The sequence below is a fragment of the Lysobacter korlensis genome (assembly GCF_042434515.1).
Map to the genome: position 1 here is coordinate 135,994 of NZ_JBHLTG010000008.1, position 15,511 is coordinate 151,504.

The following is a 15,511-nucleotide window of genomic DNA, read 5'->3' on the forward strand; positions in this document are numbered from 1 at the left end:
CGTCAGTCCCGGAACTGGAACTCGGGCATGAAGACCGTGGCGTACTTCTCACCCGCCGCGCGCAGCACCGAGAAGTCCGGGACGAAGACGCCTTGGGGCTCTGTCAGGTCGGTCTTCTGGCCGATGGCGTGGAAGAACCGCTCGAAGCCGGCGGTGCCGCACCCGAACACCTTGGTCGGGCCCTGGATCTGGAAGGCGTGCACGACATTGGCCGGGACGTAGGCGAAGTCGCCGGTGACCAGCGTGGTCTTGCTGTGGTAGTCGGCCTGGTCGTCCATCCACACGTCGATCTCACCGTCGACCACGTAGAAGATCTCGTGCGTCTTGAGGTGCGTGTGCGCCGGGATGCGCTGTCCCTTGCCCCCCTGCATCGTGAAAATGCCGTACTGGTCCTCGGTCTCGTCGGCAGACAGCAGGACGGTGAACAGCTGATCGAAGACGAGGGACTTCTCCCCCTCGCCGTTGCCGAGCACGAACGGCTTGGGCGCCGCCGGAAGGATGCCGGCGAACGGGACCTTGTCGGGGTCGTCAGCGGGGAATGTGGTCATGCTTTACCTCCTTGTGAAAGCCGTGCACCGCCGGCTGGCGGAGGAACACACCGGCCGGGCCTGGTCGTATTCCGTGCTCAAGCCTTACCGCTCAATGTTCGGCACGGAAGTTCGATATCCCTACGTGGCATTAGGGCGCGGCTAATATGGGGCCATGGATGTACCTATCCACGTCATCCGCTATTTCTGTGTGCTCGCCGAAGAGCTGCACTTCGGTCGCGCCGCGGCGCGACTCCAGATCACGCCGCCTTCGCTGAGCCAGCAGATCAGCCGGCTCGAGGACCAGATCGGTGTGCGGCTGTTCGACCGGACGCCGCGCAAGGTGGAGCTGACCACCTTCGGGCGCGACCTGCTTCCGCTCGCGCGCCGGGTTCAGGACGATCACGATCAAGTGCTCGCGTGGGCACGCTCGACGCGCCGGGACCTGGAGGCGCCGAGCCTGCGCGTCGGTGTGGTGGCCGCCGGCGCGGGCACACTCACGACGAACGCGATCGCGACGACATTGCAGCGGACGCCGAAGGCACGCATCGAGATGCGGCGTCTCGGCTTCTTCGACGTGATCGACGACCTCGACAGCGGGCGCGCGGATGTAGTGTTCGCGCCCTGGCCGCTGCGGCTTCCGCCGCGCATCCGAGTGGAGCCGCTGTGGAGCGAGCCGCGCGTGCTCGTCGTCCCGGCCGGACACCCGCTCGCAGATCGGTCGTCTATCTCGATCCTCGAGACGGCTGACGAGGTCTTCGTCACGGCGGCCGGCGGCCACCCGGAGATCGTGAACTGGTGGGTGGTCGACCCGCGGCCGGACGGCTCCCGCCCGAGACGAGGACCGACGGCCGACAGCGTGGAGGGCATCCTCGAGCTCGTCGCGGCGGGCGCGGGAGTCAACGTCGCTGGGAACTCCGCCGCGTCGCACTATCGACGGGACGAACTCGCCTATGTGGCGATCGACGACATCGAGCCCGCCACGATCGTCCTGTGCAGCCTCGCGGACGCCCCGAACCCGATGGTCAAGGCGTTCCGCGAGACAGCTCGCTCGTTGTCGCCGTTGCCAGACATCACGGTCTCGCGCCAACCGGAGCTCTGACCGCCGCGAGTCCCTGCAGTCGCCCGTTCGGCCACCGGTGTCGCGATTGTCGGACCCCGCCGCTATGCAGCCGGCACAAAAGCCTTCAGCGCCCGCCACGCCTCGCGGCGCCGCGCCTGCTCGTCGGGATCGGGGACCGGAGACGCGGCCATCAGCACGCGGGTGTAGTGGTCCTGGGGGTTGCGCATGATGTCCGCCGTCGCCCCCTCCTCGACGATGCGGCCGCGGTTGAGCACGATCACACGTTGGGCGAGGAACTCCACGACCGCGAGGTCATGAGCGATGAAGAGGTAGCCGAGGTCAGCACCGCGCCGCAGATCTGCGAGGAGATTGAGCACCTGCGCCTGTGTCGAGAGATCTAGGGCACTCACCGCCTCATCGCAGACGACGAGTCGCGGGTCGGTCACCAGGGCTCGAGCGATCGCGATGCGCTGCCGCTGCCCTCCGGAGAACTGTCGCGGATACCGGTCGCCGGCGTTCTGCGGCAGGCCGACCGCCGAAAGTACCTCGCGCACTCGTCGATCCCGCTCCTCGCGCGGAACGCGTGCCTTCCGCAGCGACTCCGAGATCGCATCGCCGATCGGCCGGCGTGGGTTCAGTGAGGAGTACGGATCCTGGAATACGGCGCGTAGATCGCCGTGCAGGGCGCGGCGCTCGGCGGCGCTTGCCGTGGTGATGTCGCGGCCCTCGAAGATGATCTGGCCGCTCGTGACCGGCTGGAGTCCGAGAATCGCCTTGCCGATCGTGGTCTTGCCGGAACCGGACTCGCCGACCAGCCCAACCGTCTCACCGCGTGCGATGGTGAACGACACGTCCTCCACCGCCGGCGGTGCCTTGCGACTGTACTGGACGACCAGGTTCCGCACCTCGAGGAGAGGCGTTTCGGAAGCAGCCGAGGTCTGGCTGGGGCTGCTCGGCACCGTGCTCATAGCTGTTCTCCTACCGGAACGGGCTCGCGCCACTCTTCCTGGCGTCCGCGGACCTCGTCGTGACGGATGCAGCGCACATCGCCCTCGCCAATGCTGCGCGGTTCCAGTGGGATCGGGACCAGACACCGATCCTGAACGAATCGGCAGCGGTCGGCGAACCGGCAAGCCCTCGGCCAGGAGCCAGGCGCCGGGACCTGACCCGGGATGGTGGCAAGGTGGGTCGCCCCCACGAGTTCCACCGCGGCGTGCGGGTCGGCGGCGAGCAGCGCCATGGTGTATGGGTGCTCCGGCCGCATCAGCACGTCGCGCACCGATCCGGTCTCGACGAGGTGCCCCGCGTACATCACCGCGACCTCGTCGCAGAGATCCGCGACGACGCCGAGGTCGTGGGTGACCAGCACGATCGACATGCCACGGTCGGCGACGAGCTGACGCAGCAGTGCGAGGATCTCCGCTTGCACGGTGACGTCGAGCGCGGTCGTCGGCTCGTCGGCGATGAGCAGGCGAGGCGTGCCCGAGAGCGCGAGGGCGATCGCGACACGCTGCGCCATGCCGCCCGAGATCTGGTGCGGGTAGCTGCGCAGGACCCGCGGCGGGTCGACGATGCCGACGTCGACGAGCAGCTGCTCCGCGATCTTCTTGGCCTCCCGGCCCCCGACCTTACGCAACCGCTTGATCGTGGCTTCGAGCTGCCAGCCGACGGTGAACATGGGGTCGAGCGCCCGGGTGGGCTCCTGTGAAATGTACGCGATGTCGTGGCCGCGCACTCGCTGCATGGTCTTCTCGTCGGCGTCGGCGAGGTCGACCCCGTTCCACAGGATGCGTCCGGACCGCACGGAAAGGCCAGGAGTCAGGAGCCCGAGCAGCGCATGGGAGGTGATGCTCTTGCCACAGCCCGACTCCCCGACGAGGCCAAGGACAGTTCCAGGACGCACCGTGAACGAGACGCCCGTCACGAGTTCCGGCCCATCGTCGACGGCGATCACCAGATCCTCGACGCGTAGCTCTCCCTGCCCTGGCACGCGGGTCGCCTCCCCGGTTGGCTGAGCGGCGGCATGCGCCTCTTCCGTCGACGGGATGGGCAGGGTCTTCTTTGGCGGCAGGGCGGGGGCGCCCGTCACTCCACCCTGTCGCCTGCGCCTCACGGCGACGAGGGGCGGCGGCATCGCCGCTCCGCCGGCGAGCACATCGGCCAGCGTGTTGGCGGCGATGATCGTGAGCGCGAGGATGCCGCCGGTGGGGATCATCATCCAGGGCTGCTGGAAGATGAAGCGCGACGCGGATTGGATCATCCCGCCCCACGTGGGCTCCGGGGGTTGTGGCCCGAGGCCGATGAAGGCGAGGGCGGCTTGGATTCCGATGCCGGCACCGAACAGCAACACGAACTGCACGATGACGGTCGTCGACATGTTGGGCAGCACGTGGCGGATGCTCGCGACCATCGGGCGTACGCCGTCGATTGCAGCGGCCTCGACGAAGAGCTGCTTGTGCAGGGACTTCGCCTGCCCGAAGAAGATCTTGAAGAGGGCGCCGAACAGCAGGAGTCCGAAGACCGCCAGGACCAGCGGCATGTTCGTTCCGACGGCGGCGATGAAGGCGAGGAGGATCACCATGCCCGGGAGGGAGAGGACGATCTCGCTGACACGGTTGGTGACGGCTTCCGCACGCGGGTAGCGAGCGGCCCAGAGCGTGATCGGCACCGTCACCGCCACGGCGACGATCGGCGTGATCAACGCGATGAGGAGAGTCGGCGCCGCTGCCGTCAGAAGGCGGGTGAGCAGGTCACGTCCGACCTCGTCCGTCCCCAGCGGATGGGCTGCGGACGGTCCTTGCAGCACCGCGCCGAGATCCTGCTCGAGGGGCCCGTACGGAAGCCACAGTGGCCCTGCCAGTGAGGCGACGAGCAGACCCAGGAGCCAAACCAGGGAGAGGATGACGGCGGGCGATCGGTAGCGTCCTTTGGCCCGCCGCTCGCGGCGCACGGTCAGGATCGAGGTCGTTGATTCGGTCATGAGGCACGCAGTTTCGGGTCGAGGAAACGGGTGGCGAACTCCAGCGCCAGGTTCACGACCACCACAACCAGCGTCGCGACGAGCACCAGGGCCTGCACGAACGGCAGATCAGCGGATCCCACGGCGGCCTGCATCGCCTGTCCGATGCCGGGCAGCGCGAAGAGCACCTCGATGACGACGGAACCGCCGAACAGGATGATGAAGTGGATGGCGATGCCCGCGACGATGGGGAGACTCGCACTGCGCAGCGCGTGGACGTAGACGATGCGATGGGTCGATGTGCCGACGGCACGCAGTGTGCGCATGTGCTCCATCGTGAGTGCGTCGGCCATGGACGCCCGGGTCTGGCGAGCAAGCCCGGCTGCCGAGGTGAGAGCGATCGTGATGACCGGCAGCAGAAGGGATCTCGCCCACGCTTCGGGGTTGTTCTCGAAGGGAACGAATCCCGTCGCCGGAAGCACCCGCAGCTGGACGGCGAACAGGTAGACGAGGAGCACGCCGACCCAGAACGCGGGAAGGGACAGCATGAGGCCGGTGATCACGGTGAGAACCCGGTCGACGGCGCCGCCCCGGACTGCCGCGACGACGCCCATGACGATGCCGATGACGGCGCTGAGAAGCGTCCCGAGGAATGCCAGCGCCGCAGTCACCGGCAGACGCTTGGCCACGTCGTCGCCGATATCCCGGCCGTCGATCAGCGAGACGCCGAGGTCACCCTGCAGCACCTGGCCGATCCAGCCCAGGTACTGCACGATCCAGGGGTCGTACCAGCCGATCTCCTCGTTGTACGCCTGCACTTGCTCGGGCGTTCCGGAGAAGCCGAGGGCGACGCCACCCGGCGTCGAGCCGCTCAGGTGCACGAGCACGAACGCGATCCACGTCGCCACGAGCAGCGTGACGATCGCGAAGGCGATCCGCTTGAGAGCGAATGTAAGCATCATCACTCCGGTGGCCCGGTGCCGACGTCTCCGTCGGCACCGGGCGGTTGGTCAGGACGCCGGCGTCAGCGTCGAGAGGATCGGGTAGGTCTCGGCACCCGGGAACTGGGGCTCGGCGACCTTCGATTCGTTGTACGCCCACGGCGCCAGCTGCTCGTAGAGCGGGATGAGCCAGCCGGATTCGACGATCGCGCGGTTGAGCTGGGTGAGCGCCTCCGCCTGAGCGTCCTCGTCGCCCGCGGCGGCACCATAGGCTCCCACGGCAGCCTGGATCTCGGGGTTCTCCGCCTTGTGGAAGTTCGCGAATCCGAACAGCACGCCGAAGACGTTGCCCGGGGGGTTCGTCCAATTCAGCGGGATCGGGCCACCGATCGGCGTGTTCTGCACCGATGCGAAGGTCTCCTCTGTCGAGGACGACATCTTCAGCGTGGCATCGACACCGATCTCCTGCCAGAACGGCTGGATCGTCTCCCAGTCCCGCTGGCTCTGCTGGCCGATGACGACCTCGAAATCGAACCCGTCGGGGTAGCCTGCCTCAGCCAGCAGCTCACGCGCCTCCTCGGGGTCGTAGGCGTACTCCTCCTCGAGCTCTTCGATGTACCCGGGGCTGTCAGCCGGCAGTGCGTTGACCGTCGGGACGTCGCCCGGGTGGACAGCAGCCACGAACGCCTCGCGGTCGATCGCGATCGACAGCGCCTTCCAGACCTGGGGGTCGCCCCACTGGGGCGCCAGGGCGCCGGCCTTGTCGAATGGCAGCAGGTTCAGGACCGTGCCGCCGTTGGCGACAAGGCCCGTGCCGGCGGACTCGACCTGGGTCTGCTGCTCGGCGGTGATGTAAGCCACATCCACCTCACCGGAGATCGCAGCGTTGACACGCGCCTGGGGATCGATGATCGGCCGGAACTCGTAGCTGTCGAACGGGTACTCGCCCGCCTCCGGGTGGTCGTCCTTCTTCGTGAGGAGGTAGGTGTTGCCCTTCACAGTGGCGCCCGCGTCGAGCGTCAACGGGCCGGACCCGTCGGGCGCCTGGTCGAGGCTGGAACGGTCCTCAACAGCGCTCGGCCCGACGATCGCGCCGGCGGGAAGGACGAGGTTCGCCTCGAAGCCGGGCGACGGCGCCGCGAAGGTGAGGGTCACCGTGTCGTCGTCGACGACGGTGACGTCGCTGATCTCCTGCTCGCCGCCTTCGGCGAAGCCGCTGTAGGCCGAGAGGTCGGCGTCGCCGCGGAAATCGAGGTTCTGCTTGACGAGGTCGGCCGTGACGGTCGATCCGTCGGGGAACGTCGCACTGGTGTCGAGGTCGAGGGTGAGCTCGGTCTGGTCCTCGTTGTACTCGAAGTTCGTGACGAGGTCGGGCACAACCTGGCCCTCCTCGTCGAGCCGGAACAGCGAGTCGTAGATGCCCTCGTAGAAGAAGCGCTGCCCGCTGGCGTAGCGGATCGGGTCGTAGCCGAGGGCGGCCTGGTCGGATTCGAGGCCGATGATGAGGCGGGATGTGTCGGCTTCCCCGCCGCCGTTGCCGCCGTTGTTGTTGCCGCCGTTGTTGCCGCCGCCGCTGCATGCGCTGAGCGCGAGAGCGGTCGCCGCGAGCGCGGCGAAGCCGGCGAGCCGGCGCGAATCTCTGGGACGAATCACTTGATCTCCAATGATCGATGTGTGCTGTGTACGGGACTTCGTCGTCGCGCTCCCGATGCCGCGATCGTGCTTCTCCAGCGTGACCGGGCGGACGGCGCAAGTCCATTCGGAACTGCGCCACGCGCGTTAGCTGTGGCCTATTGCTGCGGGCGCACCTCCTCGGTCGGCGAGTAAATCCGGAACCGGTGCGTCCCTGGTTCGGAGACGTGGCGTCGCCCGTCCGGCAGCACCACGGTCGCGGCTGTGCCGTCGGGAATCTCGACCTCGAGCCGAAACGCTTCGTCGTCGATCGACCATGCGGATGCGACTCGTCCTCGGCGGGTTCGCACCGACGCACGCGCCCAGGTGATTCCACCGCCCGGCTGCGGGGCAATGGTGACCGCGCAGTATGCGGCACTGTCGGGGGCCGGGTTCTCCGGGAGCCGGATGCCCGCAACGTGGGTGTAGAGAAAGGAGACGACGGCGCCCTTGCTGTAGTGGTTCAGCGAGCCGCGAGCTGTCCCACCGTCCACGCCGTCCCACCACTCCCAGATCGTGGTGGCACCACGGTCGAGCATCTCCAGCCAGGACGGCACACCGGTGGAGGTCAGGACGGAGTAGGCGGTCGCGAGGCGACCGGTGTCGGCGAGCACCTGGAGGAGCTGACCGGTGCTGAGGAACCCGGTTCCGAGCCTGCCGCCGTTTGCCTCGATCAGGTCCACGAGGCGGTCGGCGGCGCGCACGGTATGGAAGGGGTCGAGCAGCCCGAAGGCCAGCCCGCGCACGTAGTTCGCCTGCGATTCCTCGGTGAGCCGGCCGTCGGCCGTGACGTATTCGGCTTGCCAGGCGCTCCGCGCGCCGTCGGCGATGCCGGAGTATCGTGCTTCCAGGTCGGCGCGGCCGAGCAACGCGGAGACCCGGGCGAGCAGCCGTGCGGAGCGGGCGAGGAACGCGGTGGCGACGATGCCGTGATCCGCCGCGGGGTCGGGCCGGGGTGGAACGCCCGGCTCCAACCACTCGCCGAAGTGGAACCCGGTGTCCCACAGAAACTGCTCGTGAGGGGCGGGCGACGGGCGAGCAGCGGCCCGATCCGGATGGCGACCCTCCGCGGCGCTGCGAGCGGCGTAGTCCACCCACCCGCACATCGACGGAAGCGACCGGCGGAGCACCCCGAGGTCACCGTAGGCACGCCACAGCTCCCAGGGCACGATCACGGCCGCGTCGCCCCAGCCCGCGGATCCGGTCGCCAGATCCTCGAATGCGTTCCCCGACGGTCCGTCGCCAGCCGGGTTGGGGGTCACCGTCGGAACGCGGCCGTCGACCGACTGGTCTGCCCGCAGGTCGGCGAGCCACTTCTCGGAGAACGTCTCGACGTCGTAAAGCAGCGCGGCCGTGGGAAGGAATACTTGCCAGTCGCCCGTGAAACCGGATCGCTCCCGTTGCGGGCAGTCGGTGGGGATGTCGCACGCGTTGTCGCGGAAGCTCCAGCGCACCGCCTCGTGCAGAGCCTGCAGACGAGGATCGCTGCACTCGAACTCTCCCACTGGCTCCAGATCGCTGTGGACGACGACGGCACGGATGGTATCCGGGTCGAGGTCGCCCCGCAACCCGTCGACCTGCACGTACTGGAAGCCGTGGGTCGTGTGCCGGGGCTCGAAGACATCGCCGTCCCGTCCCGCCGAGATCACGTCGTCGACCTGCCCGGCCGGGAGCAGCTCGTGCGTCGCGAAGTCGAACGCGCGCAGGTGATCGGTCGAGATGAACCCGTCGTCGTCCACCCATTCACCGTGGGTGAGGACCAGCCGCGTGCCCTCGGGTCCGAGCTCGCTCAGGCGAATCCAGCCGTTTATGTTCTGGCCGAAGTCGACGACGGCCGTCCCAGGTCGCGGCGTGGTGGTCGAGACCGGGCGGAGCTCCTCGATCCGGCGAACCGGCGGGGCGATCGGCGCCACCAATCGGTTGCGATCCTGGTACAGGTCGCCCAAGCCAAGCGAAGCTGCGGTCCAGGCGTCCGAACTCGCGCCGGGTGAACACCAGCCCTCATTGAGCAGCCGGAAGTCGACCGCCTGCCCGTCCATGAGGTCGGCGCGGGTGATGTGTCCCGTCCGGGACATCCAGGATCCGTCGGTCGCCACGGCGATCCGCGTTCCGTCACCGTCATCGACGTGGAGCGCCGCGAGCAGTGCGGTGCGCGTGCCGAACCCGTCCGCACGGCGCTCGAAGCCGTGCCGGCCCCGGAACCAGCCGTCGGTGAGGATCGCGCCGAGCACGTTCTCTCCCGGAACGAGGAGGTGCGTGACGTCGAACGAGTGAACCTGGAGTCGCTTCCGATAGGCGGTGAACCCGGGTGTCAGCTCCTCGTCGCCGACACGCGTCCCATTGAGGAACAGCTCGTAGATGCCGTGCGCCGTCGCCGAGACGACAGCACTGAGGACGTCGCCGTCGACCTCGAAGGACCGGCGCAGGAGGAATCCCGGGCGGTTCCCGGGCTCACGCGGGGACGCCTCGACCGGCTCTATCCACTGCGCCGCGTCGAGCAGCTGCGCAGGGCCGGCGGTTTCCATCATTCTCGCGATCGTTTCGACGGCAGGACTGATCGGTGGTCAGGCCGTGCGGAACGTCGTCCGGATGGAGCCGATGCCCTCGATCGAGCTCACCAGCTCCTCCGCAGGCGTGAGGAAGCGCTTCGGCGTTCGGGCGTTCCCGACTCCGGACGGCGTCCCGGTGAAGATGAGGTCACCGGGCTGCAGCTCGCACACGGCCGAGAGCCGGGCGATCAGCTCGGGGATGTCGTAGATCATCCGCGAGGTGCGGCTGGACTGCAGCGTCTCGTCTCCGATCGAGCAGGAGATCGCGAGGTCGTCCCGGTCCGGCAGCTCGTCCGGCGTGACAAGCCACGGGCCGGTCGGGCCGAAGCCCTGGAACGACTTCGCGAGGCTGTACTGCGGCTTGCTGCCCTCCAGCTGTGAGGTGCGTTCCGAAAGGTCCTGCCCGACGGTCACCCCGGCGACGTGGTCCCACGCCGCGTCGCGGGACACGTTGCGGCCGCGCCGGCCGATCACGACGACGAGCTCGACCTCCCAGTCGACCGTGTCGGTCGGCAGCGCCACCTCCGCCTGCGGGCCGGTCAGGCAGGACGCGAACTTCGTGAACGTGACAGGGAGAGAGTCGGGCGGATAGCCCGCCTCGTCCGCATGCTCGCGATAGTTGACGCCGATGGCGAAGACCTGGCTCGGGCGCGGGACGGGCGGGCCGAGGTCGGCCGGCGTGAAGGAGACATCCGCGTTCTCAGGGCTGTACCGCAGCCTGCTGATGAAGTCGAGAAAGACGTCCCAGCGAGCCACAACGTCCTGAGGATCCGGTCCGATCCGCCCCTGGCTCGCCCGCTCGAGATCGATGCCCGCGCCCTCGCCAACGACGAGGACCGCGCGGCCACCGACGTTCGCGAGTTTCAAAAGTCGGCCTTCGCGGGTGCCGGCTCGCCGTAGGCGTCCTCCCAGCTGATGATCGGGTTCCGCAGCACGCCGACGCCCTTGACCTCGGCTTCGACGACGTCGCCCGGCTGGAGATAGAAGTCGAACGGGTTCTTCTGGATGGCGGCGACGCCTGAGACGGTGCCCGTGGTGAGCAGATCCCCCGCGCTGTAGGTCTGCGGCGAGTGGTAGGCGATGAGCTGCGGGATGGTGACCCGCATCTCGGCGGTGTTGCCCGTCTGGCGAACCTCGCCGTTCACACGGAGCTCCATCGCCAGGTTCTGGTAGTCGGGCAGCTCATCCGCCGTGACGATCCACGGCCCGATTGGGCAGAAGGTGTCGATGCCCTTGCTGAAGGAGAACACCCCGGACTCCATCTCACGGCGCTGGATGTCCCGTGCGGAGATGTCGTTGAAGACGGTGAACCCGGCGATGTAGTCCTCGGCTTCATCGGCGCCGAAGAACTTGCCGGACTTGCCGATCACGACGGCGAGCTCCAGCTCGTAGTCCATCTCGTTGGTGAGCTGGCTCGGGTAGACGATCGGGTCGTCCGGGCCGATGATCGCGTCGACGTTCTGGAAGAAGACGATGCCCTTGTGCACCGGGTGCGACCAGTTCACCGCCTCGAGCTCCTCGTGGTGCGCGACGAAGTTGCCGGCGGTGTGGAAGAACTTCTTGGGCCGAATCGGCGCGCGCAGTTTCACGTCGGCGAGCCTCAGCCGCTCCCCTGTCTCGGACACCTGGCCGCCGCGCTCGAAGTACTCGCGGGTCGACGGGACGTCGAGCTCGATAACGGTCTCCTCCTCGAGCTCGAGGCGTCCGACCCGGCCCTCGTCGAATGTGATGAGCTTCATCGCTGATTTCCTCTCTGTCGGTACTGTCAGTGCCGGCTCAGGCGCCGACCATGTTGAATCCGCCGTCGGCGAGCAGGTACCCGCCGGTCAGATGCGCCGCTTCCTCGGTGGCGAGCCACAGGCATGTTCCCGCCACGAACTCCGGGGGCGGGATGTGCCCCATCGGTGTCTGCGAGATGAGCTGCTCCCGGCGCCCGCTCTTCCAGTCCTCGCGCTGCAGCAGCCGCTCGGTCTCCATGAAGCCGGGGGCGAAGGTGTTGACCCGCACCTTCGGGGCCAGCACCTTCGCGTAAGACTTGGTGATGCCGACGATCGCGTACTTCGCAGCGGCGTACTGAGGGGCCCGGGGCGAGCCACGGACGATGACCGTCGAGCCGACGTTGACGATGCTGCCGCCGTTCGGCTGCTCCAGCATCCGCTCGCCGAACTCGTGCGTCATGAGGAGGGTCCCCTTGACGTCGATGTCGACGACAGCGTCGAGCGCTTCCTGTGTCAGGTCGCGCCACGACATCTGCTCACTCGATACGTCGCCGACGTTGTTGACGAGCACGTCGAGCGTCCCGAAGGCGGCCCACACCTCATCCGCCATGCGCTTGATCTCTGCCCAGCTGCCGATGTCACCCTGCACGGTGATCGCCTCACCGCCGATCTCCTCGATGCGCTTCACGGTTGCTTCCGCGCCGGCCTTCGACGAGCGGTAGTGCACCGCGACCCGGGCGCCCTCCTGCCCGGCACGGAACGCGATCTCCGCACCGAAGCCGGTGCCGGCGCCCGTGACGAGCACCGTCTTGCCCGCGAAGCGCGGGAAGATCTGCGGTTGCCACTCGGCTGGGTCGGTCATGAGAACTCCTTCGTTGTTCCGTTCAGACGAGCGTGCGTCCGCCGTCGATGTAGAGGATGTGGCCGGTGATGAATCCGGCATGCCGGGATGACAGGAAGAGCGCGGGACCCGTGAGCTCCTCGGGGGTGCCGAGCCGACCGGCTGGCACCAGACTTTCGAGCTCCTCGCGCTTGCCCGGCTTCGCGAGATGGCCCGCGGTGAGCGGCGTCTCGATGTAGCCCGGGGCGAGCGCGTTGACCGTCACGCCGCTCTCGGCCCACTCGCGCGCCATGACTCGGAGGAGCTGGTTGATCCCGCCCTTCGACGCCGCGTAGGGGCCGTGAGAGTGGTGCGCGAGGAGGCCGGAAACCGACGACAGGGCGAGCACCCGGCCGAAACCTTGGCCCACCATGTGGCGACCGGCGGCTTGCGCGAGCCCGAACAAGGTGAAGAGGTTGATGCGCATCACCCGCTCCCACTCGTCTTCGGTGAAGTCGAGGATCGGGCGGCGGTCGTTGATGCCGACCGCGTGCAGTAGGACGTCTAAGCCGCCAAGCTGCGCCACCACCTCCCGAACGATCCGCTCACCGGAGCCGTGCTCCGCGAGATCGGCCTGCAGCGTGCGGCCGCCGCGCTCGGCGAAGCGGGGGCTGGCGGCCAGGGCGTCGAGCGCACGCTGCTCGCGGTCGACCACGACGACCGAGGCGCCGGCGTCCAGGTACGCCATCGCGCAGGCCCCTCCGATTCCCCCCGCCCCGGCGATGAGGACCCGGAAGCCGTCAAGACCGAGCCAGGAGGTCGCCGCCCGGCTCTCGTCCGTTGCCAAGTTCGCCACTCTGCGTTCCTGTCTCTATTTCATTCTGCGAAAGCTTGTTTTATCTTTTGAACGACCATAGATTGGGTTGTGCGTGCTGTCAAACCATCGGTTCAGCCGCACTCGGGTCGCAGCCCGCGGCCGGGAGGGAGACTTCAGTGAGCGTCGACTCAGCGAACCCAACGGACGCGCAGCGGAGCCAGTACCGCATCGAGGCGCTCGCGAAGGGCCTGCAGGTTCTGAGACTCTTCGACGAGACGACGACGTCGCTTCGGCTCCGTGACGTGTCCGATCGGACGGGCATCCCCATGCCGACCGCGTTCCGGATCGCCGCGACGCTCGAGGAGGCGGGCTTCCTCGAGCGCTCCGATGACGGGCAGCTGCACCCGGGGGTCGCCGTGCTCACCCTCGGCTCCGCCGCGCTCCGCGGCTCCGGATTGGTGCAGTCCGCCGAGCGCCCGCTGCGCACGCTTGCACAGATCACGGGTGAGACGGTCAATCTCGGCGTCCTGCAGGACGACCGCGTGCTGTATCTCGCGCGCATCCGGAACGCCGACCTCGTCACGGCGAACATCCAGGTCGGGTCGAGCCTTCCGGCGGTGTTCACCTCGATGGGCAAGGTGCTGCTCGCATACCTCAGCCCCGATGAGCTGACCCGCCGAATCGGCGCCGACGCCTTCCGCCCCGGTCACGGTCCGAACGCCGTAGGGAATCGCGAGGAGCTGAACCGGCAGCTCGCGACCATCAGGCAGCAGGGATACGCGATCCAGGACCAGGAGCTCGCCGCGGGTCTCCGGTCGGTCTCCGTCCCGGTCTTCGGCGCCGGCAGCGCTCCGGTGGCGGCCATCAACATCGCCGTGTCGACCTCGCGACACGATGTGGACTCGCTTCGCGGCCCGCTGCTGGAGCGGGTGCGAGCGACGGCGGCGGAGATCAGTATGCGGCTGAGGGCGCAGTGACGCGGCTCGAGCGGCTCCGGCCGGAGCGACTCAACGAGGAACAGCGGGCGCTCTACGACTCCATCGCGGGCGGGCCGCGCGCGCAGGGCCCGCAGCATTTCGCCCTGACTGCGCCCGACGGCTCGCTGAACGGGCCGTTCAACGCGCTGCTGCTGTCACCTCCGCTCGGCGAAGCACTGCAGTCCGTCGGCGCGGCGGTGCGGTACCGCACAACGCTGACGCCGCGGGTGCGGGAGGCCGCGATCCTCCTGGTCGCCGCGGCGTGGGACAGCGCCTTCGAGCGGATGGCGCATGAGAGCGTCGGCCGCAGCGTGGGCCTCACCGAGGAGGAGCTCAGTGCGCTCGCGGGCGGCAGCGTCCCCGCGACGATAGACGAGCAGGAGCTGCCCTTCCTCGAGGTGACGCAGGCACTGCTGCGTGGCGACCTCACGGATGAGGAGTGGGAGCATGCCGTCGCCCGGATCTGCGAGGCCGCCGTGTTCGAGCTCTCGACACTGGTCGGCTACTACGCGACGCTCGCGCTCCAGCTGCGGGTGTTCCGGGTCGACCCCCCTGAGCGTCGTGCCAACACCATGGAGGACCATAACGATGAATGAAACGCCCTCGACGACGCTGACCCTGCTCGGCACCGCAGGTGGTCCGGGTGGACATGCCACCCGGAGCGGGATGTCCAGTCTCGTCACGGTCGGCTCCCGCCACTACCTCGTCGACGCCGGCGACGGGGTGTGCCGGCAGTTGGCCGCCGCGGGGGTTTCGCTGCGAGAGGTCTCCGAGGTCTTCATCACCCACCTGCACGACGACCACACGGCGGGGCTGCCCGGACTGGTGAGCTTTTCGCACACCATGCGGAGCGGGCCGATCCAGCTCTTCGGACCTCCCGGCACGTCGGCTCTGCGACGCGGAGTACTCGCCTATGCCGAGACGAACGCGTCCATCCGCGGTCAGGAATCCCGACTGTCTCCTGTGGAGGACCAGGTCTCCGCAATGGAAGTCCGGTCCGGGGTTCTGTACTCCGACGACCTCGTCACAGTGATCGGGGCAGAGAACTCGCACTACGCCCTGACGACCTTCTCTGAACCGGCTCACTCCTCGCTCGCCCTGCGGTTCGATACGCCCTCGGGGTCTGTCGTCTTCACCGGAGACACCGGGGAGTCGGCGGCTGTCGAGGAGCTCGCGCGTGGAGCGCACGTCCTCGTCTGCGAGATGGTCACCGCCGCCGATCGAGCCTCCGTCCCCGAGCCGGTGCGCGCACACATGGACGTAGAGCACCTCTCGCCCAGTCAGGTCGGTCGCCTGGCGCAGGCGGCGCGCGTCGGCCGCGTCGTTCTCTCGCACTACTCGGGGGCGACGAACGAGGATCTCGCCGAGATCGCGCGCGAGTTCCCGGGTGAGGTCGTCGCAGGCGAGGACCTGATGCGGTTCCGACTTGGCGAGGGCGGGAACTCACCGCAGTCCTCCTGAGGTCAGCA

At 68.2% G+C, this 15,511-nt stretch carries 14 protein-coding genes; 4 read left to right on the forward strand and 10 right to left on the reverse strand.

All coding sequences use genetic code 11. The features are described 5' to 3' along the window. Positions 1–2: 2 nt before the first annotated feature. Complete coding sequence (locus ACFFGH_RS27120) at positions 3–548, reverse strand: quercetin 2,3-dioxygenase (RefSeq protein ID WP_386674281.1); 546 nt, start codon at positions 546–548, stop codon at positions 3–5. 154 nt (positions 549–702) lie between these two features. Between ACFFGH_RS27120 and ACFFGH_RS27125 the strand changes: the two genes are divergently transcribed. After that, positions 703–1,629, forward strand: a complete 927-nt coding sequence (locus ACFFGH_RS27125; protein ID WP_386674284.1) for a LysR family transcriptional regulator — start codon at positions 703–705, stop codon at positions 1,627–1,629. Positions 1,630–1,691: 62 nt separating this feature from the next. Here the strand turns inward: ACFFGH_RS27125 and ACFFGH_RS27130 are convergent, their stop codons facing one another. From ACFFGH_RS27130 to ACFFGH_RS27170, 9 genes are all read right to left on the reverse strand, one after another. Then, positions 1,692–2,558: an ATP-binding cassette domain-containing protein gene (locus ACFFGH_RS27130; protein WP_386674287.1), complete on the reverse strand. Its 867-nt coding sequence runs from the start codon at positions 2,556–2,558 to the stop codon at positions 1,692–1,694. Continuing rightward, positions 2,555–4,570, reverse strand: a complete 2,016-nt coding sequence (locus ACFFGH_RS27135) for a dipeptide/oligopeptide/nickel ABC transporter permease/ATP-binding protein (RefSeq protein WP_386674290.1) — start codon at positions 4,568–4,570, stop codon at positions 2,555–2,557. The genes ACFFGH_RS27130 and ACFFGH_RS27135 overlap by 4 nt, the downstream gene beginning before the upstream one ends. Next, positions 4,567–5,508, reverse strand: a complete 942-nt coding sequence (locus tag ACFFGH_RS27140; RefSeq protein WP_386674293.1) for an ABC transporter permease — start codon at positions 5,506–5,508, stop codon at positions 4,567–4,569. Before ACFFGH_RS27140 ends, ACFFGH_RS27135 begins: the two co-directional genes overlap by 4 nt. A gap of 51 nt (positions 5,509–5,559) precedes the next feature. Then, positions 5,560–7,143 (reverse strand): ABC transporter substrate-binding protein, encoded by a 1,584-nt coding sequence (locus ACFFGH_RS27145; protein WP_386674296.1) that lies wholly within the window; start codon positions 7,141–7,143, stop codon positions 5,560–5,562. A gap of 137 nt (positions 7,144–7,280) precedes the next feature. Next, complete coding sequence (locus ACFFGH_RS27150; protein ID WP_386674299.1) at positions 7,281–9,689, reverse strand: family 78 glycoside hydrolase catalytic domain; 2,409 nt, start codon at positions 9,687–9,689, stop codon at positions 7,281–7,283. Positions 9,690–9,725: 36 nt separating this feature from the next. Beyond that, positions 9,726–10,577 carry a fumarylacetoacetate hydrolase family protein gene (locus tag ACFFGH_RS27155; protein ID WP_386674302.1) on the reverse strand — a complete coding sequence of 284 codons (852 nt, stop codon included), beginning with the start codon at positions 10,575–10,577 and terminating at the stop codon, positions 9,726–9,728. Next, complete coding sequence (locus ACFFGH_RS27160) at positions 10,574–11,449, reverse strand: fumarylacetoacetate hydrolase family protein (RefSeq protein ID WP_386674304.1); 876 nt, start codon at positions 11,447–11,449, stop codon at positions 10,574–10,576. The genes ACFFGH_RS27155 and ACFFGH_RS27160 overlap by 4 nt, the downstream gene beginning before the upstream one ends. Before the next feature lie 37 nt (positions 11,450–11,486). After that, positions 11,487–12,290 carry an SDR family NAD(P)-dependent oxidoreductase gene (locus tag ACFFGH_RS27165; protein WP_386674307.1) on the reverse strand — a complete coding sequence of 268 codons (804 nt, stop codon included), beginning with the start codon at positions 12,288–12,290 and terminating at the stop codon, positions 11,487–11,489. Positions 12,291–12,312: 22 nt separating this feature from the next. After that, positions 12,313–13,104 (reverse strand): SDR family NAD(P)-dependent oxidoreductase, encoded by a 792-nt coding sequence (locus ACFFGH_RS27170; protein ID WP_386674310.1) that lies wholly within the window; start codon positions 13,102–13,104, stop codon positions 12,313–12,315. 137 nt (positions 13,105–13,241) lie between these two features. Between ACFFGH_RS27170 and ACFFGH_RS27175 the strand changes: the two genes are divergently transcribed. Genes ACFFGH_RS27175 through ACFFGH_RS27185 form a run of 3 tightly spaced genes read left to right on the forward strand, consistent with a single transcriptional unit; the run spans position 13,242 to position 15,503 of the window. Further along, on the forward strand, positions 13,242–14,042 hold the full coding sequence (locus ACFFGH_RS27175) for an IclR family transcriptional regulator (RefSeq protein ID WP_386674313.1): 801 nt from the start codon (positions 13,242–13,244) through the stop codon (positions 14,040–14,042). Then, complete coding sequence (locus ACFFGH_RS27180; protein ID WP_386674316.1) at positions 14,039–14,638, forward strand: carboxymuconolactone decarboxylase family protein; 600 nt, start codon at positions 14,039–14,041, stop codon at positions 14,636–14,638. Before ACFFGH_RS27175 ends, ACFFGH_RS27180 begins: the two co-directional genes overlap by 4 nt. Beyond that, complete coding sequence (locus ACFFGH_RS27185) at positions 14,631–15,503, forward strand: MBL fold metallo-hydrolase (RefSeq protein WP_386674319.1); 873 nt, start codon at positions 14,631–14,633, stop codon at positions 15,501–15,503. Before ACFFGH_RS27180 ends, ACFFGH_RS27185 begins: the two co-directional genes overlap by 8 nt. The last annotated feature ends 8 nt before the right edge of the window (positions 15,504–15,511 follow it).